The sequence below is a fragment of the Streptomyces sp. NBC_00122 genome, assembly GCF_045160845.1.
Lineage (GTDB): Bacteria > Actinomycetota > Actinomycetes > Streptomycetales > Streptomycetaceae > Streptomyces.
In genome coordinates this window covers 942,331-963,431 of the sequence record NZ_CP108191.1, presented here as the reverse complement: position 1 = coordinate 963,431, position 21,101 = coordinate 942,331, and the positions used below count along the sequence as shown (strand labels likewise).

21 protein-coding genes are annotated in these 21,101 nt (G+C 70.7%); 18 read left to right on the top strand and 3 right to left on the bottom strand.

Features of this window, described 5'->3' with window-relative positions; translation table 11 throughout:
• The first annotated feature begins 225 nt into the window (after positions 1–225).
• The 5 genes from dop (at position 226) to prcA (ending at position 4,297) form a co-directional block, all read left to right on the top strand.
• On the top strand, positions 226–1,737 hold the full coding sequence (dop, locus tag OG737_RS04600) for a depupylase/deamidase Dop (protein ID WP_328924848.1): 1,512 nt from the start codon (positions 226–228) through the stop codon (positions 1,735–1,737).
• Positions 1,738–1,921: 184 nt separating this feature from the next.
• Entirely contained in the window at positions 1,922–2,134 is a 213-nt protein-coding gene (locus OG737_RS04595) for a ubiquitin-like protein Pup (protein WP_030016348.1), read from the top strand.
• Positions 2,135–2,320: 186 nt separating this feature from the next.
• Positions 2,321–2,695, top strand: a complete 375-nt coding sequence (locus OG737_RS04590) for an endonuclease VII domain-containing protein (protein WP_405921210.1) — start codon at positions 2,321–2,323, stop codon at positions 2,693–2,695.
• A complete protein-coding gene (prcB, locus tag OG737_RS04585; RefSeq protein ID WP_134074766.1) occupies positions 2,647–3,486 on the top strand; it encodes a proteasome subunit beta in 840 nt (279 codons plus the stop codon). Before OG737_RS04590 ends, prcB begins: the two co-directional genes overlap by 49 nt.
• Before the next feature lie 46 nt (positions 3,487–3,532).
• Positions 3,533–4,297 (top strand): proteasome subunit alpha, encoded by a 765-nt coding sequence (gene prcA, locus OG737_RS04580; protein ID WP_328924846.1) that lies wholly within the window; start codon positions 3,533–3,535, stop codon positions 4,295–4,297.
• Between the two features lie 60 nt (positions 4,298–4,357).
• Here the strand turns inward: prcA and OG737_RS04575 are convergent, their stop codons facing one another.
• Complete coding sequence (locus OG737_RS04575) at positions 4,358–5,356, bottom strand: LacI family DNA-binding transcriptional regulator (protein ID WP_405921209.1); 999 nt, start codon at positions 5,354–5,356, stop codon at positions 4,358–4,360.
• Positions 5,357–5,502: 146 nt separating this feature from the next.
• Between OG737_RS04575 and OG737_RS04570 the strand changes: the two genes are divergently transcribed.
• The 13 genes from OG737_RS04570 to OG737_RS04510 all read left to right on the top strand — a co-directional run bounded on the left by OG737_RS04570 (position 5,503) and on the right by OG737_RS04510 (position 18,496).
• On the top strand, positions 5,503–6,765 hold the full coding sequence (locus OG737_RS04570) for an MFS transporter (RefSeq protein ID WP_405921208.1): 1,263 nt from the start codon (positions 5,503–5,505) through the stop codon (positions 6,763–6,765).
• Positions 6,766–6,915: 150 nt separating this feature from the next.
• A complete protein-coding gene (gene pafA, locus OG737_RS04565) occupies positions 6,916–8,277 on the top strand; it encodes a Pup--protein ligase (protein ID WP_073920416.1) in 1,362 nt (453 codons plus the stop codon).
• Positions 8,278–8,430: 153 nt separating this feature from the next.
• Positions 8,431–9,372: an FKBP-type peptidyl-prolyl cis-trans isomerase gene (locus OG737_RS04560; RefSeq protein WP_328924843.1), complete on the top strand. Its 942-nt coding sequence runs from the start codon at positions 8,431–8,433 to the stop codon at positions 9,370–9,372.
• A gap of 28 nt (positions 9,373–9,400) precedes the next feature.
• Positions 9,401–9,796, top strand: a complete 396-nt coding sequence (locus OG737_RS04555) for an FKBP-type peptidyl-prolyl cis-trans isomerase (RefSeq protein ID WP_328924842.1) — start codon at positions 9,401–9,403, stop codon at positions 9,794–9,796.
• A 128-nt stretch (positions 9,797–9,924) separates the two neighbouring features.
• Positions 9,925–10,881 carry a WYL domain-containing protein gene (locus tag OG737_RS04550; protein WP_328924841.1) on the top strand — a complete coding sequence of 319 codons (957 nt, stop codon included), beginning with the start codon at positions 9,925–9,927 and terminating at the stop codon, positions 10,879–10,881.
• A 75-nt stretch (positions 10,882–10,956) separates the two neighbouring features.
• A complete protein-coding gene (locus OG737_RS04545) occupies positions 10,957–11,925 on the top strand; it encodes a WYL domain-containing protein (protein ID WP_328924840.1) in 969 nt (322 codons plus the stop codon).
• Positions 11,926–11,940: 15 nt separating this feature from the next.
• Positions 11,941–12,168, top strand: a complete 228-nt coding sequence (locus OG737_RS04540; RefSeq protein WP_328924839.1) for a hypothetical protein — start codon at positions 11,941–11,943, stop codon at positions 12,166–12,168.
• Positions 12,169–12,194: 26 nt separating this feature from the next.
• Positions 12,195–12,395, top strand: a complete 201-nt coding sequence (locus tag OG737_RS04535; protein WP_328924838.1) for a hypothetical protein — start codon at positions 12,195–12,197, stop codon at positions 12,393–12,395.
• A 184-nt stretch (positions 12,396–12,579) separates the two neighbouring features.
• Complete coding sequence (gene tatA, locus OG737_RS04530; RefSeq protein WP_328924837.1) at positions 12,580–12,876, top strand: Sec-independent protein translocase subunit TatA; 297 nt, start codon at positions 12,580–12,582, stop codon at positions 12,874–12,876.
• A 47-nt stretch (positions 12,877–12,923) separates the two neighbouring features.
• The gene (gene tatC / locus OG737_RS04525) at positions 12,924–13,880 is read left to right on the top strand and encodes a twin-arginine translocase subunit TatC (protein WP_328924836.1); all 957 of its coding nucleotides are present in this window, start codon (positions 12,924–12,926) and stop codon (positions 13,878–13,880) included.
• A gap of 17 nt (positions 13,881–13,897) precedes the next feature.
• Complete coding sequence (locus OG737_RS04520; protein ID WP_328924835.1) at positions 13,898–14,812, top strand: diacylglycerol kinase; 915 nt, start codon at positions 13,898–13,900, stop codon at positions 14,810–14,812.
• Between the two features lie 69 nt (positions 14,813–14,881).
• Complete coding sequence (locus OG737_RS04515; protein ID WP_328924834.1) at positions 14,882–17,722, top strand: DEAD/DEAH box helicase; 2,841 nt, start codon at positions 14,882–14,884, stop codon at positions 17,720–17,722.
• A 90-nt stretch (positions 17,723–17,812) separates the two neighbouring features.
• A complete protein-coding gene (locus tag OG737_RS04510; protein ID WP_328924833.1) occupies positions 17,813–18,496 on the top strand; it encodes a helix-turn-helix domain-containing protein in 684 nt (227 codons plus the stop codon).
• Between the two features lie 37 nt (positions 18,497–18,533).
• Here the strand turns inward: OG737_RS04510 and OG737_RS04505 are convergent, their stop codons facing one another.
• Positions 18,534–19,496: a pseudouridine synthase gene (locus tag OG737_RS04505; protein WP_405680221.1), complete on the bottom strand. Its 963-nt coding sequence runs from the start codon at positions 19,494–19,496 to the stop codon at positions 18,534–18,536.
• A 19-nt stretch (positions 19,497–19,515) separates the two neighbouring features.
• Complete coding sequence (locus tag OG737_RS04500; protein WP_405921207.1) at positions 19,516–21,054, bottom strand: serine hydrolase; 1,539 nt, start codon at positions 21,052–21,054, stop codon at positions 19,516–19,518.
• Positions 21,055–21,101: the final 47 nt, after the last annotated feature.

The window sequence follows — 21,101 nt, the reverse complement described above, 5'->3', positions numbered from 1 at the left end:
CTTTACCGGACTCCCTGACTCCTTATACCGACTGCTTTTCGGCCGGTGACAGGGCAGATTCAATGACGGAAATGATCTCCCCACGAGCGCGCAGTGGTTCTAGGCTCTTCCGTACCGCCGGACGCGCAGTGCGGGGACGGGCACCGCACAGGCACACGCACCGGAGCACCAGCGGTACTTGAGCGCCGCTCCCGAAGGGGAGCGCCGCCGGGCAAGGAGGGCCGCATGACCGTACGGCGAGTAATGGGGATCGAGACGGAGTACGGGATCTCCGTCCCGGGGCACCCGAACGCCAATGCCATGCTCACCTCGTCCCAGATCGTCAACGCCTACGCGGCGGCGATGCACCGGGCGCGACGCGCCCGCTGGGACTTCGAGGAGGAGAATCCGCTGCGGGACGCCCGCGGCTTCGACCTCGCCCGCGAGGCCGCCGACAACAGCCAGCTGACCGACGAGGACATCGGCCTCGCCAACGTCATCCTCACGAACGGCGCACGGCTCTACGTCGACCACGCCCACCCCGAGTACAGCTCGCCGGAGGTCACCAGTCCGCTCGACGCCGTGCTCTGGGACAAGGCCGGCGAGCGGATCATGGCCGAGGCGGCCGTCCGGGCGGCCCAGCTCCCCGGCGCCCAGCCGATCCACCTCTACAAGAACAACACCGACAACAAGGGCGCCTCCTACGGCACGCACGAGAACTACCTGATGAAGCGGGAGACCCCTTTCTCGGACATCGTGCGCCACCTGACCCCCTTCTTCGTCTCGCGCCAGGTCGTCACCGGCGCGGGCCGCGTGGGCATCGGCCAGGACGGCCGCGAGCACGGCTTCCAGATCAGCCAGCGGGCGGACTACTTCGAGGTCGAGGTCGGCCTGGAGACCACCCTGAAGCGGCCCATCATCAACACCCGGGACGAACCCCACTCGGACGCCGAGAAGTACCGCCGACTGCACGTGATCATCGGCGACGCGAACCTGTCCGAGATCTCCACGTACCTCAAGCTGGGCACGACGGCACTGGTCCTGTCCATGATCGAGGACGGGTTCATCAACGTCGACCTGGCCGTCGACCAGCCGGTGCGCACCCTGCACCAGGTCTCCCACGACCCGGACCTGCAGCACCTGATCACGCTGCGCAGCGGCCGGACACTGACCGCCGTACAACTTCAGATGGAGTACTTCGAGCTCGCCAGGAAGTACGTGGAGGAGCGTTTCGGCTCCGACGCGGACGAGCAGACAACCGATGTGCTGGCCCGCTGGGAGGACGTGCTGGGCCGGCTGGAGAGCGACCCGATGAGCCTGTCGGGGGAGCTGGACTGGATCGCCAAGCGGGAGATCCTGGAGGGCTACCGGCGCCGGGACGGGCTGGGCTGGGACGCGGCGCGACTGCACCTGGTGGACCTCCAGTACTCGGACGTACGGCCGGAGAAGGGCCTGTACAACCGCCTGGTGGCCCGCGGCAAGATGCAGACGCTGGTGGAGGAGCCGGCGGTGGAGCGGGCGGCGAGCAAGCCGCCGGAGGACACCCGGGCGTACTTCCGCGGCCGGTGCCTGGAGCAGTACGCGGACGACGTGGCCGCGGCCTCCTGGGACTCGGTGATCTTCGACCTCCCCGGCCACGACTCGCTCCAGCGGGTCCCGACGCTGGAGCCGCTGCGGGGCACGCGGGCCCACGTCAAGGAGCTCCTGGACCGCTGCCGGACGGCGGAGGACCTGGTGCGGGTGCTTTCGGGGCGGTGAGCGGTGCTTTCGGGGCCTGAAAGGGCCCCGGTCCGGGAATCATGGGAAAGACCGGACGTTATGAAAGTGCGGGGACGAATGTCGGACCCTCCTAGTAGGGTCCTGCGTAGGGTCTGATCTTGAGAGATCCCGAATCCCGGGGTCTCTCGACATGAGCGTGCGAACCGAGCGGGGTGAGGTAGACATGGCGACCAAGGACACCGGCGGCGGACAGCAGAAGGCGACGCGCTCGACCGAGGAGGTCGAGGAGGCGGCGGTCGAGGAATCGACCGACCTCAAGGAGCGCCAGGAAAAGCTCTCCGACGACGTCGACTCCGTACTTGACGAGATTGACGATGTACTCGAGGAAAATGCCGAGGACTTCGTGCGGTCCTTCGTTCAAAAGGGTGGCCAGTAGGGTCAGTTTGCCTTCGATTTGAAGGTTCATGTGGACTCGGTCGAGTGGGGACGAACGAAGCGATGCACCCGATGCGGTGAGGAGAAGCCGCATCGGGAGTTCGCTCCCAAGCGAGCGAATCTGGACGGATTGCAACGGCATTGCCGTGATTGCGGTGCCGAGTCTCACCGGAAGCGCGAGGAGGCAATGGGCAGGCAGCCCAGGCCGACCGCGGGAGAGTCAGCCGTCGATGGTTTGGCGACGCGTTGCAAGTCGTGCCGTGTCGTCGACGGTCGGATCGGACACCTCAAGAGGGTCTATGGCATCACCGAAGCCCAACATGACGAAATGATCGCAGCTCAGGGCGGGCTCTGCTGCATCTGCCTAAAGGCTCCGGCTGCGCATGTGGATCACTGCCACGAGACGGGTAGGGTCCGTGGCGTACTGTGCTTCAACTGCAATACGGCTATCGGACTGTTGGGAGACGATCCCGGCACCATCCAGCGGGCCATCTCATACCTGGAGGGAAACGCGTGGAAGCCAACAATCGTGGCACAGGGCGTCTACCGGCAGCCTTCCTGACGCCGGGGTCGTCGTCCTTCATGGACTTCCTGGGCGCGCACTCGCCCGAGATGCTGCCCGGCAACCGCAAGCTGCCGGAGGGTGTCGTCGAGGCGCCGCACGGGACGACCATCGTCGCCGCCACCTTCCCCGGCGGGGTCGTGCTCGCCGGTGACCGGCGGGCGACCATGGGGAACATGATCGCGCAGCGGGACATCGAGAAGGTGTTCCCGGCCGACGAGTACTCCGCGGTGGGCATCGCCGGTACGGCCGGTCTGGCCGTGGAGATGGTGAAGCTGTTCCAGCTGGAGCTGGAGCACTTCGAGAAGGTGGAGGGCACGACCCTCTCCCTGGAGGGCAAGGCGAACCGTCTGTCCACCATGATCCGGAGCAATCTGGGCATGGCGATGCAGGGGCTGGCCGTCGTACCGCTCTTCGCCGGGTACGACGAGGCCAAGGAGAAGGGCCGGATCTTCTCCTACGACGTGACCGGCGGCCGCTCCGAGGAGCACGGGTACGCCGCCACCGGATCGGGTTCGATCTTCGCCCGGGGATCGATGAAGAAGCTCTTCCGGCCCGATCTGACGGAGGAGCAGGCCACCACACTGGTCGTGCAGGCGCTGTACGACGCCGCCGACGACGACTCGGCGACCGGTGGGCCGGACCTGTACCGCCACATCTATCCGATCGTCACCGTCATCACGGACGAGGGATTCCGCAGGCTGACGGACGACGAGTCGCAGGAACTCGCCCGTACGGTCACCAATCGTCGGCTGGAGCAGCCCGACGGCCCGCGCGCCGCCCTGCTCTGACCATCCGTCGCCCCTCAGGAGCCCAGAAGAAAGGGACGGACAGCCGGTGTCGACTCCGTTCTATGTGTCACCCCAGCAGGCCATGGCCGACCGGGCGGAATACGCCCGGAAGGGCATCGCCCGCGGTCGCAGCCTTGTCGTGCTGCAGTACGCCGACGGCATCGTGTTCGTCGGTGAGAACCCGTCGCGTGCCCTGCACAAGTTCAGCGAGATCTACGACCGGATCGGCTTCGCGGCCGCCGGCAAGTACAACGAGTACGAGAACCTGCGGATCGGCGGTGTGCGCTACGCGGATCTGCGGGGGTACACCTACGACCGCGATGACGTGACGGCCCGCGGGCTGGCGAACGTGTACGCGCAGACGCTGGGCACGATCTTCTCGAGTGCCGGTGAGAAGCCGTACGAGGTGGAGCTGGTCGTCGCCGAGGTCGGTGCGACGGCCGCCGGGGACCAGATCTACCGGCTGCCGCACGACGGGTCGATCGTGGACGAGCACGGCTCGGTCGCGGTCGGCGGCAACGCGGAGCAGATCAGCACCTTCCTGGATCAGCGGCACCAGGACGGGATGACCCTGTCGGAGGCGCTGAAGCTGGCGGTGCAGGCGCTGTCCAGCCAGGCGAACAGTGCGGACAAGACGATTCCGGCCGAGCGGCTGGAGGTGGCGGTCCTGGACCGGACGCGGGCCCAGCAGCGGAAGTTCAAGCGGATCCGCGGCCGGCAGCTGGCGCGGTTGCTGGAGGCGGATGTGCCAGCGGCGGCTCAGGCGGATGCCGTGTCGAACGACGAGGCGCCGGAGGACGACGCCGAGTAGGGCCGGTAGTGGTGCGTGGCCCCGGTCTGCCCGTGAGGGCGGGCCGGGGCTTCGTCGTGTTCAGGGGGTGGGGGCGGGGCCCGAGGAGGCGCGGACGACGAGTTCGACGGGGAGGTCGGGGGCGGTCCAGGGGGTGTTGTCGAGGACGGCGAGGAGGGCGGTCATGCCCTGTTCTCCGACGCGTTCGGCGGGTAGGCGGACGGTGGTGAGTTCGGGTTCGACGGCGGTGGCCAGGGCGAGGTCGTCGAAGCCGGTGACGGAGAGGTCGTCGGGGATGCGCAGGCCCAGGCGGCGGGCGGCCTTGCAGGCGCCGGCGGCGAGGATGTCGTCGTCGCAGATGACGGCGGTGGGTGGGGCTCCGGGTGCCGTCAGGGCGGTTTCCGCGGCCGTACGGGCGCCTTCCACGCTGAGGGGGGCCCGGACGGTGCGCAGCTCGGCTCCGGGCCCCAGGAGGGCGGCCAGGGCTTCGGCGCGGACCTGGAAGGTCCAGGTGTCGATGGCGGAGGCGAGGTGGAGGATGCGGTGGTGGCCGAGGGCGAGGAGGTGTTCGGTGACCTGGCGCATGCCGTCGGCGATGGCGAGGTTGACGTGGGCGGCGGCGCTGCCGGCGGTGGGGTCGCTGTCGAGCATGACGAGGGGGAGGCCGTCGCCGCCGAGTGCGTCGAGTGCGTCGGCGGCCATGGAGGAGGCGATGACTCCGTCGAGGGCGGCGCGGGCGGAGGCGAAGGGGTCGCGGGCGGGGCCGGTGCCGTCGGGGGAGGGGTAGAGGACGACGCCGAAGTCGTGTTCCGCGGCGATGCGGGCGGCGCCGGTGTAGACGCGGGCGAAGAACTCGTTGGTGAGGGCGGGGACGACGAGGAGGGCGGTGCGGGTGGTGCCGAGGCGGAGGTTGCGGGCGGCGAGGTTGGGCCGGTAGCCGAGGTGGGTGGCGGTCTCGCGGACGTGGGTGGCGGTGCGTTCGGAGACGCGGCCGCGCCATTTGTCGCCGAGGACGAGGGAGACGGTGGCCTGGGAGACCCCTGCGGCGGTGGCCACGTCGCGGCTGGTGGGTCTCGTCACACGGGGCTCCTTGAAGTGCGAGGTCGGAGGGGGTTGGTGCGGCTGGTGCGGTCCGGTGGGTGGACCTGTCAACTGTCGCCATGGTACGTATGACGGGTCGCGTTATACGTATTACCCCGGCTGGATCCGGGCAGAAGGGGGCGGACATGGCCGCGGGATACGCGGAGCTGCTCAGGACCCGGCACGCCGCGAGGCTGCTGGTGGGCACGCTCGTAGGTCGGCTGCCCAATGCCACGGCGCCGATCGCGATCGTGCTGTTCACGCGGGCGGAGGGCGGCAGCTACAGCCTCGCGGGCGCGCTGGCCGCCGCGTACGGGCTGGCGAACGCGGTGGGCCAGCCGTTGCTGGGCCGGGCGGTGGACGTGTACGGGCAGCCCCGGGTGCAGCTGCCGGCCGCGGTGGTCTCCGCGCTGGGCATGGTGTGGCTGGCGGTGTCCGGTACCGGGGCGGCGGTCGCCGCGTATGCCGCGGTGGTGGTCGCGGGGCTGTTCACGCCGCCGCTGGAGGGCGGGCTGCGGGCGCTGTGGCCGGGCGTGCTGGGCGGCAAGGAGGAGCGGGTGCACGCCGCGTACGCGATGGACGCGGTGGCCCAGGAGGTCATGTTCACGGTGGGTCCGCTGCTCGTGACGCTGTTCGTGGCGCTGTGGTCGCCGGCCGGGGCGCTGCTGGCGCTCAACGCGATCGGTGTGCTGGGCGCGCTGTCCGTCGTGGTGAGCGAGCCCTCCCGGCGGTGGCGGTCGGCGCCGCGTGAGGCGCACTGGCTGGGCGCGCTGCGTTCGCCGGGTCTGCTGGCGCTGCTCGGTGCGTTCTTCTTCGTGGGGACGGCGCTGGGTTCGATCACGGTGGCGGGTGTGGCGTACGCGGATGATCACGGGAATCAGGCGGTGTACGGCTGGCTGATGGCGGCGCTGGGGCTGGGCGCTCTGATCGGCGGGGTGTTCTACGGTGCCCGGCGGTGGGCGGGTGCGCCGGAACGGCGGCTGCGGATGCTGGTGGCGCTGCTGGCGGTCTGTTACCTGCCGTTGATGCTGACGCCGGGGCCGGTGGCGATGACGGCGCTCACGGCGCTCTCGGGGGTGTTCCTGGCGCCCGCGCTCGCGTGTGCGTTCATCGTCGTGGACCGGCATGCTCCGGCGGGCACGGTGACGGAGGCGTTCTCCTGGCTGGTGACGTTCTTCGGGGTGGGTGCGGCGATCGGTACGGCGGTCGCGGGGCCGGCGGTGGAGCTGGGCGGTACGGCGGCGAGCTTCGGCGTGGCGAGTGCGGCCGGGGGTGCGGCGCTGCTGGTGCTGACGGTCACTCAGCGGGTGATGGCAACTGCGGGCCGCAGTCGCGCGGTGGCGGGTTCGGCTGAGGGGTCGTCGGGCGGGGTGGGTGAGGTGTCGTCCGGGGTCCGGTCGGAGGGCTGATCGCGGGGGGTGCGTGGGCCGATCGGCGGACCTGTCGGTGGGCCGATCGGTGCGTGTGCGGAGCCGCTGTCGGACGGGTGATCGGAAACTGATCGAAACGGCGCTCTCGAACCCGGTTTCAGAAGAGGGCAGAAGGCGTAATGTTCAGTCATGGACCGCCGCATTTTCGGGCTGGAGAACGAGTACGGCGTCACGTGCACGTTCAGGGGACAGCGCCGACTGTCACCTGACGAAGTGGCGCGCTACCTCTTCCGCCGTGTTGTGTCATGGGGCCGCAGCAGCAATGTCTTCCTGCGGAACGGCGCCCGCCTCTACCTCGACGTGGGTTCGCATCCGGAATATGCAACTCCCGAATGCGACAACGTGACCGAGCTGGTCACGCACGACAAGGCGGGCGAGCGCATTCTCGAAGGACTGCTCGTCGACGCCGAACGCCGCCTGCACGAGGAGGGAATCGCGGGCGACGTCTATCTCTTCAAGAACAACACCGACTCGGCGGGCAACTCGTACGGCTGCCACGAGAACTACCTGGTGGCCCGGCACGGGGAATTCTCCCGCCTGGCGGACATTCTCATTCCCTTCCTCGTCACGCGGCAGCTGATCTGCGGTGCGGGCAAGGTGCTCCAGACCCCCCGGGGTGCGGTCTACTGCGTGAGCCAGCGGGCCGAGCACATCTGGGAGGGCGTCAGCTCCGCGACGACCCGCTCGCGGCCGATCATCAACACGCGGGACGAGCCGCACGCGGACGCCGAGCGCTACCGTCGGCTGCACGTGATCGTCGGCGACTCGAACATGTCCGAGACGACCATGCTGCTCAAGGTCGGGGCCACCGACCTGGTGCTGCGCATGATCGAGGCGGGCACGGTGATGCGGGACCTGACCCTGGAGAACCCGATCCGGGCGATCCGCGAGGTCAGCCACGACATCACGGGGCAGCGCAAGGTGCGTCTGGCGAGCGGCCGGGAGGCTTCGGCGCTGGAGATCCAGCGGGAGTACTACGACAAGGCGGTGGACTTCGCCGAGCGCCGGGGCATCCGTACCGGTGTGGTGGACCAGGTGCTGGAGCTGTGGGGCCGGACCCTCGACGCGATCGAGGCGGAGGACCTGGACCGGATCGGGACCGAGATCGACTGGGTCATGAAGTACCAGCTGATCGAGCGGTACCGGGCCAAGCACAACATGACCATGTCGAATCCGCGGGTGGCTCAGATAGACCTCGCCTACCACGACATCCACCGTCGGCGCGGGCTGTACTACCTGCTGGAGCGCAAGGGGCAGGCGGCGCGGATCTGCAACGACCTCAAGATCTTCGAGGGCAAGTCGGTGCCTCCGCAGACGACGAGGGCGCGGCTGCGGGGCGACTTCATCCGGCGGGCGCAGGAGCAGCGGCGGGACTTCACGGTGGACTGGGTGCACCTGAAGCTGAACGACCAGGCGCAGCGGACCGTGCTGTGCAAGGACCCGTTCCGTTCGGTGGACGACCGGGTGGAGAAGCTGATCGCCGGAATGTGAGCCGGCGCGGCACCGGTAGGTCACCGGTAACGCATGTGGGCAGTGTGACAACGCACTGATCTTGGGCAGGGCCCCGTACGAATCTCGTACGGGGCCCTGCCCACGGCTTAGAGTGGCGGGCGACCGCCTTGCCGTCTGAGATCTGAGGAACCCGTGCGCCGACTTGCCGGCCTGCTTGTCGTACCCCTCCTGCTGCTGTCGACAGCGGCCTGTGGCGACGACAGCGGCTCCGACTCCGCCCAGATGAAGAACGGGGCGCCCACGATCACCAAGGGTGCCAAGTTCGGGGAGACGCCCACCCTGTCGAAGGGGAAGGGCGAGCCGCCGAAGGAGCTGAAGGTGGTGACCGTCAGCGAGGGCGATGGCCCGGCGCTGAAGAAGGGCGACATCGCCCAGGTCAACTACCTCGGCCAGGTGTGGGACGGCAAGGAGCCGTTCGACGCCAGCTTCGGCAAGGGCAAGCCCTTCGACGTCACCATCGGCGCGGGCATGGTCATCAAGGGCTGGGACCAGGGCCTGGAGGGCCAGAAGGTCGGCAGCCGCGTCGAGCTCGTGATCCCGCCGGCGCTCGGCTACGGCGAGCAGGGCTCGGGCGACAAGATCAAGCCGAACGCCACGCTGGTGTTCGTCGTGGACATCGTCAAGGGCACCTCCGTCCCGGCCTCGGCCACGGGCAAGGAGGTCGCGCAGGACAACAAGGACCTGCCGAAGGTCGGTACGAACACGGACGGCAAGGAAGTCGCCGTGACCGTCCCGAAGGACACGGCCGCGCCGGCCAAGCTGGTCTCGAACTACATCCTGGAGTCCGACGGCGCAGCGGTGAAGGACACCGACAGCGTCGTCGTCAAGTTCCACGGCAAGACGTGGAAGGACGACAAGACCTTCGAGAGCACGTACACCAGCGACACGACGGTCACCTGGCCGATGGAGCAGCTCTCGGTCAAGGGTCTGAAGGAAGGCCTGCTCGGCAAGAAGGTCGGCAGCCGGATCCTGCTGGTCATCCCGCCGGACATGGCCTTCGGTGACAAGCCGCAGGGGTCGATCCCGGCGGATTCGACGCTGGTCTTCAGCCTCGACATCCTCGCGGTGATGTAAGACTGTTCCGGTTGACCAGTTCGTACCTATGAGGAGCAGTTCCGTGAGCAACGAGCTCAGCAAGCCCGAGATCGACTTCCCCGAGGGCGAGGCCCCCAAGGTCCTCGTCAAGGAGGACATCTGGGAGGGCGACGGTGCCGAGGCCAAGGCCGGCGACCGGGTCTCCGTCCACTACGTGGGCGTGGCCTTCTCCACCGGCGAGGAGTTCGACGCCTCCTGGAACCGTGGCTCCGCGCTCCAGTTCCAGCTCGGTGTCGGCCAGGTCATCGCCGGCTGGGACCAGGGTGTCCAGGGCATGAAGGTCGGCGGCCGCCGCAAGCTCGTGATCCCCGCAGACCTCGCCTACGGTGACCGCGGCGCGGGCGGCGCGATCGCCCCGGGCGAGACGCTGATCTTCGTCTGCGACCTGATGCAGGTCGGCTGATCCGCGCATCCGCGATCAGTGGAGGGGCCCCCGCCGTCCGGCGGGGGCCCTCGCTTTTGTCCGGGCCCGCCGGGGCGGTACGGTCAACGGTCACGAGTGTGTGTGTCGAGAGCGGGGGAACGGCGTCGATGGCGATTGCCAAGGCCGAGCGGCTGATGAATCTGGCGCTGTGTCTGCTGGGGACCCGCCGGCCGCTCAGCAAGCGCGAGTTGCGCGGTTCCATCGAGGCCTACCTGGAAGCCGGCAACGACGAGTCCTTCAACCGCATGTTCGAGCGGGACAAGGACGATCTGCGTGAACTCGGCCTGGTCATCGAGACGGTGGAGAACCTGGAGGGCGAAACCGGCTATCTGGCCCGCCGGGACAGCAACCGGCTTCCGCCCGTCTCCCTGGACGCCGAGGAGGCCGCGGCGCTGGGGCTCGCCGCCAAGGTCTGGCAGCAGGCCCGCCTCGCGGGCGCGGCCAGCGGCGCCCTGCAGAAGCTGCGCGCCGGCGGGATGCCGGAGGCGGGTGACCCGTACGAGGGTCAGCACAGTGCCATCGAGCCGCGCATCCCGGTCCACGAGGCGGCCTTCGAGCCGCTGATGCTGGCCTGCCGGGACCGCCGGCCGGTGGTCTTCGACTACCGCAAGTCCACGGCCGCCCGGCCCGAGACCCGGCAGGTGGAGCCGTGGGCGCTGGAGTGCTGGCGCGGCCACTGGTACTTGGCCGGCTTCGACCGGGACCGCGGGGCGGAGCGGGTGTTCCGGCTCTCGCGGATCACCGGCAAGGTGCGCTCCCGCGCCGCCAAGTACACCGCCGAGGTGCCGGACGTGGTGACCGTGCGGGAGACCGTGGCGAGCTGGGCCGGGGAGAGCGCGGACCGCTCCGCGCGCATCCGGCTGCGGGCCGGCGCCGGCTACCCGCTGCGGGCCAAGGCCACCGCCGTGCGTGAGGGCGGCGACGGCTGGGACGAGCTGGAGATCCCGTACGGGCACGGGCTGGACGCCTGGCTGGTGGAGTTCGGCCCGGATGTCGTGGTGCTGGAGCCGGCCGACCTGCGGGCGGACGTGGTGGACCGGCTGCGCGCCGTCGCCAAGGGCTGACCCGGAGATCAGCGGCCCTGGACATCAGCGGCCCGGAACATCAGTAGCAACGCCCTGAGGGGGAGACGTACCAGCATGGCTGCCAACGCCATCGACCAGACCCGCCGGATGCTGTCCCTGGTCACGTACCTGCGTGAGCGCCCGGGCGCGCACGTCGCCGACGTCGCGCGCGCCTTCGGGATCACCGAGGACGAGCTGATCTCGGACCTCGACGTGCTGCCCATGTGCGGGACCAGCTTCCGGGGCGGGGACCTGCTCGACATCGACACCGACGGGGAGCGCATCTGGTGGCGCAACCCCGACGCCTCGGGGGAGTCCACCGCGGAGCCGCTGCGGCTCGCCGCCGACGAGGCGACCGCGCTGCTCGTCGCGGCCCGCGCGGTGGCGACCCTGCCCGGGCTGCGCGAGAGCGACCGGGACGCCCTGCTGCGGGCGACCGCCAAGCTGGAGGCCGCGGCGGGCGAGGCCGCCGGGGCCAGCTCCCGGCTGTCGGTGACCTTCGAGTCCGAGGGCGGGGTCTTCGCGGACGTCGACCGGGCCATCGCGGAGCGCCGCCGGGTGTGGGTGCGCTACTACTCGCCGGCGCGGGACGAGCTCACCGAGCGCAAGGTCGACCCGATCCGGCTCTTCGCGGTGGGGCACACGTACATGGAGGGGTGGTGCCACCTCTCCGAGGCGCGGCGCACCTTCCGGCTGGACCGGGTGGCGGAGATCAGGCTGCTGGACGAGCGGGCCGAGCCGCCCGCCATCGAGCCGCGCGACCTGTCCGAGGGTCTGGTCCAGCCGGCCGCCGAGGATCCGGAGGTCGTGGTCGAGGTGGGTCCCGGCGGGCGCTGGGTCGCCGAGTACTACCCGCACGACAGGGCCGAGGAACTGGCCGAGGGGGGCTTGCGGATCACGCTGCGCAGCCCGGACCCGGCCTCGCTCCGCCGGCTCGCGCTGCGGCTGGGGCGCGAGGGGCGGATCGTCACTCCCGTGGAGCTGGCGGACAGTGCGCGCAGCGCGGCCCGGGAGGCACTCGCGGGGTACGGGGAACAGGTCTGAGGGGAGCAGGGGTCGATGTCGCCTACGCACGGGTCCGTCGCCTTCAAGGCGGCCTGTCCGGACTGCCAGGCCCGCTTCGAGCTGGACGCGGGCGCCCTGCGGCTGGTCATCGGCGGCAGCCGGCGGACCACGTTCTACTCCTTCACCTGCCCCCGGTGCGGGGCGGCCGTACGCAAACCGGCGGGCGAGCGCATCGTGGAACTGCTGACCGGCGGAGGCGTGAGCACCCTGCGCAGCGTGTGAGCCGGGCGGTGGCCTAGGCTCTTCCCATGCTGTGGCCTATGTTCGCAATTGCCCTGGGCTTCCTCGGGATCGCCGTCCTCGCCGCGGCGGCGGTACGCGTCTACGTGGAGGTCCGCAGGCTCTCCGGGCAGGTCGCGCTGGCCAGCCGCCGGATCACCGCCGCCTCGGAGGATCTTGAGCGGGCCGCGGCCGATCTGGCCCGGGCAGGGCGCGGCGTGCGACCGTAAAGCGGGACGAACCGGTGCGGCCCGGGCGCGAACAGCCGGTCGGCGCGCAAGCGGGGGTATCCCGGGGGATTGCCTGGCGTTAACCCCAGGGGGTTACGATCCTTGCCTGAGCGGTCACCGGAAATCCCCTCCGGGCCGACCAGAGCCACCACAACCAGCCGTTTCGGTGAGAAGGAAGACACACATGATCGGCAATCTGAAGCCCCTTGAGATCCTTCTGATCATCGCTGTGATCGTGCTGCTGTTCGGCGCCAAGAAGCTCCCCGAGATGGCCCGTTCGCTCGGCAAGTCGGCCCGCATCCTCAAGAGCGAGGCCAAGGCCATGAAGAAGGACGGCGAGGCGGAGGACGCGGCCACCGCGGCCACGGTCGCCGACCAGGCCCCGCAGCAGCCCGTCGCCCCGCGCACCATCCAGGCCGCGCCCGGTGACGTGACCAGCTCCCGGCCCGTCAGCGAGGCGAACCGCACCACCCAGGGCTGACACCAGCCGGACAAGCCAGTCATCTGCAACGAGCCAAGGGACGTGGGTTGCTCAAGTCTGCCCGCAAGCAGGAGAAAGCGGACAAGGACGCCGAAGGGCGGATGCCTCTTGTCGAGCACCTGCGTGAGCTGAGAAACCGTCTGCTGAAGTCGGTCCTGGCGATCATCGTGATCACCGTCGTGGCGGCCTTCTTCTACAAGCACCTCATCGACTTCATGCTGAAGCCGATGCTGGACTCCGTCGGCTGCACCGACGGCGTGGTCTCGCAGCGCAACGGCCGGCCCTGTGCCGACATGACCGTGAACGGCCTGATCGCGCCGTTCTCGATCGCCCTGAAGGTCTCGCTCACCGCCGGTGTGGTGCTCTCCGCGCCGGTGTGGCTGTACCAGCTGTGGGCGTTCACCGCCCCGGGCCTGCACAGCCACGAGAAGAAGTACGCGACGAGCTTCGTCGCGGTCGGCGCTCCGCTGTTCGCCGCCGGCGCGGTACTCGCGTACAAGATCCTTCCGCAGACCGCGACGATCCTCCTCGAATTCACCCCCGAGAACGCGCGCAACCTGCTCCCGGTCGACGACTACCTCGACCTGGTCACACGCATGGTCATCGTCTTCGGCCTGGCGTTCGAGCTGCCGCTGTTGCTGATCCTCCTCAACTTCACCGGGGTGCTCACCGCGAAGCGGCTGGCGAGCTGGTGGCGCGCCATGGTGCTGGGCATCACGATCTTCTCCGCGTTCGCGACGCCCACCGGTGACCCGCTCACCATGCTGTCGCTGGCCGCCCCGATCGTGGCGCTGTACTTCATCGCACTGGGCATCTGCCTGGTCAACGACCGCAGGCGCAAGCGCAACGACCCCGACGCGGGCCTCGACGACGACGAGGCCGCCGACCTGGACCTCACCCCGGCGCCGATCGGCGCGATGGAGCCGGTCCAGGCTCCCGCCGAACTGCCCGGCCAGGCGGACGGCGGACGTCAGCGGATCAACGGTTACGACGACGCGACCTGACAGGTACATTCCGGTGGGTGAGCTCTGAGATCACCCTCTTCGTCAATCCCACCGCGGGGCGCGGCCGGGGCGCGCACGCCGCGCAGCCGGCCGCTTCCGCTTTGCGGGCCGCGGGCTTCTCGGTCCGGACCGTCGTCGGTGCGGACGGGCCGGACGCGCTGGCCCGGCTGCGCGCCGCCGTCCGCGAGGGCACCGGCGCGGTGATCGCGGTGGGCGGCGACGGCATGGTCTCCCTGGCGCTCCAGGCCCTGGCGGGGACGCTCGTCCCGCTCGGGGTGGTCGCGGTGGGCACCGGGAACGACTTCGCGCGGGCGATGGGGCTGCCCGTACGGGAGCCCGCGCGGGCCGGTGCCCTGGCCGCCGAGGCCCTCAAGGAAGGGCGGCTGCGGGAGATCGACCTGGGGCGCGTGTGGACGTCCCCGCACGCGGAGCCCGGGGGAGGCAGCTGGTACGGGACCGTGCTGTGCTCCGGCTTCGATTCGAAGGTCAACGACCGCGGCAACCGGATGCGGCTGCCGGCGGGCCGTTTCAAGTACGACCTGGCGATGATCGCGGAGCTGGCGGCCTTCCGGCCCTTCCCGTACCGGATCACCCTCGACGACGGCCCGGCGATCGAGACCGAGGCCACGCTGGTGGCCGTCGGCAACGGATCCTCCTACGGCGGCGGCATGCGCATCTGCGCGGACGCCGTCCCCGACGACGGGCTCTTCGACATCACGGTGGTCGGCGACTGCAGCCGGGCCACCCTGCTCAAGGTCTTCCCGCAGGTCTACAAGGGGACCCATCTCAGCCACCCGAAGGTGACCGTCCACCGGGCACGGAAGGTCACCCTGGAGGCGGCCGGGATCACCGCCTACGCCGACGGGGAGCCGCTGGGGCCGCTGCCGGTGACCGCCGAGTGCGTTCCCGGGGCGGTCCGGATCGTGGGGTAGCCCGCATCTCGCAGCCGGTTTAAATGATCGCGACTGTTGTCAGGGGTGGCGGGTAGGCTCGATCTCAAGATGACCGAAGAACTCTCACCCGCCGAGCGGTACGCCGCTGCCCGGATCCGCGCCGCCGAAGAAGCCAGTGCCCTGGCCCCCTTCCGCGAGATGTACGAATTCGACCTGGATCCGTACCAGGTCGAGGCCTGCAAGGCACTGGAGGCGGGCAAGGGCGTCCTCGTGGCCGCCCCGACCGGCTCGGGCAAGACGATCGTCGGCGAGTTTGCCGTGCACCTGGCCCTCCAGCAGGGTCGCAAGTGCTTCTACACGACGCCCATCAAGGCTCTGTCGAACCAGAAGTACGCCGATCTCGTCAAGCGCTACGGCGCCGACAAGGTGGGCCTGCTGACCGGCGACAACAGCGTCAACTCCGAGGCGCCGGTGGTCGTGATGACCACCGAGGTGCTCCGCAACATGCTGTATGCGGGCTCGCAGTCGCTGCGGGGCCTCGGCCACGTCGTGATGGACGAGGTGCACTACCTCTCCGACCGGTTCCGCGGAGCCGTCTGGGAGGAAGTGATCATCCACCTCCCCGAGTCGGTCACCCTGGTCTCCCTGTCGGCCACCGTGTCCAACGCCGAGGAGTTCGGCGACTGGCTCGACACGGTACGGGGCGACACCGAGGTGATCGTCTCCGAGGAGCGGCCCGTCCCGCTGTGGCAGCACGTCATGGCCGGCCGGAAGATCTACGACCTGTTCGAGGAGGAGTCCGACCACGGCGGCCGCGGCTCCGCGCGCCGGGAGGTCAATCCCGACCTGCTGCGCATGGCGCGCGAGGAGAACAGCCGTACGTACAGTCCGAAGGACCGGCGGCGCGGCAAGATGGTCCGCGAGGCGGACCGCGAGCGCGAGCGGCGCTCCCGTGGCCGGATCTGGACCCCGTCCCGGCCCGAGGTGATCGCCCGCCTCGACAACGACGGGCTGCTGCCCGCGATCAACTTCATCTTCAGCCGGGCCGGTTGCGAGGCCGCCGTCCAGCAGTGCCTGTATGCGGGCCTGCGGCTCAACGACGACTCCGCCCGCCTCAGGGTCCGCGAGATCGTCGAGGAGCGGACGGCCTCCATCCCCACCGAGGACCTCCACGTCCTCGGGTACTACGAGTGGCTCGAAGGCCTGGAGCGGGGCATCGCCGCGCACCACGCCGGCATGCTGCCCACCTTCAAGGAGGTCGTCGAGGAGCTCTTCGTACGGGGCCTGGTCAAGGCCGTCTTCGCCACCGAGACCCTGGCGCTGGGCATCAACATGCCCGCGCGCACGGTGATCCTGGAGAAGCTGGTCAAGTGGAACGGCGAGCAGCACGCCGACATCACCCCCGGCGAGTACACGCAGCTGACCGGCCGGGCCGGGCGGCGCGGCATCGACGTCGAGGGCCACGCGGTGGTGCTCTGGCAGCGGGCCATGGACCCGGCGGCGCTCGCCGGGCTCGCGGGTACCCGTACGTATCCGCTGCGCTCCAGCTTCAAGCCCTCGTACAACATGGCCGTGAACCTGGTCAGCCAGTTCGGGCGGCACCGCTCGCGCGAGCTGCTGGAGACCTCCTTCGCGCAGTTCCAGGCCGACCGCTCGGTCGTCGGGATCTCCCGGCAGGTGCAGCGCAACGAGGAGGGCCTGGAGGGCTACCGGGAGGGCATGACCTGCCACCTGGGCGACTTCGGGGAGTACGCGCAGCTGCGCCGTGACCTCAAGGACCGCGAGACGGACCTGGCCAAGCAGGGCGCGGCCCAGCGGCGGGTGCAGGCGGCCAGTTCGCTGGAGAAGCTCAAGCCGGGCGACATCATCCACGTGCCGACGGGCAAGTTCGCCGGGCTCGCGCTGGTCCTGGACCCGGGCGTGCCGGCCGGGCGGGTCAACGGGCACCGCGGGTACGAGTACGCGGAGGGCCCGCGCCCGCTGGTGCTCACCGCCGAGCGGCAGGTCAAGCGGCTCGCCGCGATCGACTTCCCGGTCCCGGTGGAGGCCATCGACCGGATGCGGATCCCCAAGACCTTCAACGCGCGCTCGCCGCAGTCCCGCCGGGACCTGGCGTCCCAGCTGCGGAGCAAGGCCGGGCACATCACGCCGGAGCGGCGGGCGCGCGGCCGGGCCGCAGCGGCCGACGACCGCGAGATCACCCGGCTGCGGGCCGCGCTGCGGGCGCACCCGTGCCACGGCTGCGACGAGCGCGAGGACCACGCCCGCTGGGCGGAGCGCTACCACCGGCTCAAGCGGGACACGGTGCAGCTGGAGCGGCGGATCGAGGGCCGGACGAACACGATCGCCCGTACCTTCGACCGGATCCACGCGCTCCTCACCGAGCTGGACTACCTGCGCGAGGACGAGGTCACCGTGCACGGCAAGCGGCTCGCCCGGCTGTACGGGGAGCTGGACCTGCTGGCCTCCGAGTGCCTGCGCGCGGGCATCTGGGAGGGCCTGAGCCCGGCCGAACTGGCGGCCTGCGTCTCGGCGCTGGTCTTCGAGGCGCGGCAGTCCGACGACGCGGTCGCGCCGAAGGTGCCGGGCGGCGCGGCGAAGGCCGCGCTGGGCGAGATGGTCCACCTCTGGGGCCGGCTCGACGCGCTGGAGGAGGAGCACCGCATCAACCAGGCCGAAGGCGTGGGCCAGCGCGAGCCGGACCTGGGCTTCGCGTGGGCGGCGTACCAATGGGCCTCCGACAAGAGCCTGGACGAGGTGCTGCGCGAGGCGGAGATGCCGGCCGGTGACTTCGTGCGCTGGTGCAAGCAGGTCATCGACGTGCTGGGGCAGATCGCGGCGGCGGCTCCTTCGTCCTCCGGTGAGAGCGGGAGCACGGTGGCCCGAAATGCCCGTAAGGCCGTCGACGCGCTGTTGCGGGGTGTAGTGGCCTACAGCTCGGTCGGCTAGGCGCTTTTGGGGCTTCCTCCGAGGGTGGGGCTGGCCTGATCTGATCTCTTGCCATGATCGAATTCCCGTGCTGTGTGGGACGATCAAGCCATGAGCGGGGGAGCAGACGAAGGGCCGAGACGCGTCGGTCGGCCACGGGTCGGCCGGCCGCGTGCCGACCGGCTGAGGCCGCTGAGCGGTCGGCCGCCGCGCGAGGAACTCCTCTGCGCGGCGGCCGAATTGTTCACGGTCCAGGGGTACGCGGCCACCACCACGCGGGCGGTGGCCGAGCGGGCCGGAATGCGCCAGGCCACGATGTACCACTACTTCGGCGGCAAGGAGGACCTCCTCGCCGAGCTGCTGGAGTCCACGGTCGGGCCGTCGCTGGCGCAGGCCCGGCGGCTGCTCGCCGATACCGGGCGGTCCGCCGCGCGGCGGCTGTGGGAGCTCTGCCTCTTCGACGTGCTGCGGTTGTGCGGGGCCCCGTACAACCTGGGGGCGCTCTATCTGCTGCCCGAGGTGGGGGGTGCGCGTTTCGCGCAGTTCCGCCGGATGCGCGGTGAACTCAAGGACGCCTACCGGATGTTGCTGGCCGGGATCTGCGTGGGCACCGAACTGGCCCGGGACGGGGCGGCCCTCTCGCTCCGCAACGACCTGGTCTTCGGGCTGATCGAGGGCGTCATGCTGATCCACCGCGCCGATCCGGGCCGGCCGGTGCCGGTCTTCGCGCAGGCCACCGCCGACGCCGCGCTGCGGATCGCGGGCGTCGGCGTCGCACCCCGGGAGAAGGCCTGAGCGGCCTCGGGGACGTGCCCTACTTCCCCGAGGCCGCTTAGCCGCCCGTCCCGGCCTCCCAGCCGTCCCGGTCGTGCCAGGCCTGGAGGGTGCGGGCGCTCTCGAAGCGGTGGGTGGCCCCGGTCACCGGGTCGGTGAACTCCAGTACCCGGGCCAGGAGTTGCAGTGGCCGCCGGTAGTCGTCCGGAGCGGGGTCGGTGACCTGCGGATACACCGGGTCGCCCAGAATGGGCAGGCCCAGGGCGTTCATGTGCACCCGCAGCTGGTGGGTCCGGCCGGTGTGCGGGGTCAGCCGGTAGCGGCCCAGCCCGCCCTGGGCCGCGGTCAGTTCGACGAGGCTCTCCGCGTTGGGCTCCCCGGGGACCTCGGCCGCCGCGATGACGCCGCGGGTCTTCTCGATGCGGCTGCGGACGGTGCGCGGGAACGCGAGCGAGGGGTCGAGCGCCGCGAGGGCCTCGTACTCCTTGTGCACCCGGCGCTGCTGGAAGAGGAGCTGGTACGCCCCGCGGTCCTCGGGCCGGATGCTGAACATCACCAGTCCCGCGGTCAGCCGGTCCAGCCGGTGCGCCGGGCTGAGGGCGGGCAGGTCCAGCTCCTCGCGGAGCCTGGCCAGGGCGGTCTGGGTGACGTGGCTGCCGCGCGGCGTGGTCGCCAGGAAGTGCGGCTTGTCCACGACCAGGAGGTGCGGGTCGCGGTACAGGACGGGGACCGGGAAGGGCACCTGCGGCTCCGCAGCGAGGTCCCGGTGGAACCACAGGTAGGCGCCCGGCTCGTACGGGTCCGACGCGCGCAGGACGCGCCCGCCGGGGCCCAGCACGCGCCCGGCGTGCAGCAGGCGGGCGATGACCTCGGCGCCGGGGCCGCCCGCGTAGTGCCCGGCGAGGTAGCCGCCGAGGTCCGGCCACTTCTCGTCGGGGTCGGGAGGCAGCCGCAGCCGGACCGGGTCGATGCCGGCGCGCTGGGGGAGCGGCGAAGGGGGTGGCTGGGCTCGGCGTCTCATCGGGGGACAGGCTATGCGGCTACTGCCGGGTGAAGGTGCCCAGGTGGTCGGCATCGAGGTACTCGACGCGGACCGTGCCGTCGGCGAAGGCCACCCCGGTGCGGCCGACCGCGTTCTCGCCCGCCGTCTCGAAGCTGAAGGTGTCCCCGTCGTAGTGCGCGAGCGGGAAGCGCAGGGGTTTCGGGCCGAGGGCCAGCGTGAGCGCGCCCTCGTCGTCCGCGGTCACGGTGAGCCTGCCGTAGTAGGGGTTGTCGTAGGTACCGGTGTACGCGGCGCTGTCCTTGGCGGGCCGCGCGGAGGCGGGCGGGTGCGCGTAGTCGGTGGGGGAGCGGCCCGCCGCGTCCGCCTGCGCGTAGAGCGCGCCGGCCAGGCCCAGCCAGTCGGTGGTGACCTTGCCGTGCTCGGCGAAGTCGAAGAAGTCGAGGGCGACGGCGTCGGCCAGGCCGACGGGGGCGCCGTTGGTGAGGACGACGATGCCGAGCCGCTCCAGGGGGAGCATGGTCACGTTGGTGTTGGCGCCGAGCTCGAAGGCTCCGGAGTGGCTCAGGCGCAGCCGGGCGGCGTCGTCGTAGGAGACGTTCCAGCCGAGGCCGTAGAAGCCCGTGCGGCCGGTGGGGGTGGCGGGCGGCTGCGAGACGATCTCGGGGAGGTGCGTGCGGGACAGGGTGTCGGCCGGGACGATCCGCTTCCCGTCGAGGGTGCCGCCGGCGAGCTGGAGGCGCAGCCAGCGGGACATGTCACGGGCGGTGGAGCTGACCCCGCCCGCCGGGGCCTGGGCGTCGGGGTCGCGGACGAAGCGGGGGCTCCAGGTGCCGTCCGCGTTCTTGACGTGCGTGGCGGCGTGGTCGGGGGCGTTCGTGAAGGCGGTGAACTCGGTGCTCGTGTGCGTCATGCCAGCGGGCTTGAAGAGGGTGTCCGCGCTGAGCTTCTGCCAGCTGACGCCCTTGGCGCGGGCGACGGCCTCGGCAGCGGCCGTGAGGCCGAAGTTGGTGTACTCGTAGCTCGCCCGGAAGGGGCCGAGGGGTTCCAGGCGCAGGTGGCCGAGGATGTACGCCTGGTCGTAGCCGAGGTCTTCGAGCAGGTCGCCGGCGTGGTCGGGCAGGCCGCTGCGGTGGGAGAACAGGTCGGCGGTCGTGACGTGGCCGGTGACCCAGGGGTCCTTGAGGGAGAACCCGGGCAGGGCCGTGCGGCGGTCCCACTGGCCGGGGGCGGTGAGGGTGCCGGCCACGACGGTGGAGGAGACGGGCTTGGAGAGGGAGGCGATCTGGAAAACGGTGTCGGGGCCGACCTTCGCCGTTTTGCCGGTCTCGCGGAGCCCGAAGCCCTTCAGGTGGACGACCGCGTCGTCGTGGACGACGGCCACCGAGACGCCGGGGACTCCGGTGCGGCGCATCATGTCCCGGACCGTCCCGTCGAGGCGGGCGACGGCCTTGTCGACCGCCTCGTCGCTGATCGAGGGCTTCGGCTCGGGCGGGGGACTGGGGGCGGCCGCCCCCGCCGGGGCGGCCAGGAGGATCGCGGCCCCGGCCGCCGCCGCGGCTGCGCGGAGCGTAGGCATGCGCTCATTGTCCCGCCGGGAGGGTGGCCGCGCGCGGGGGCCCGTGC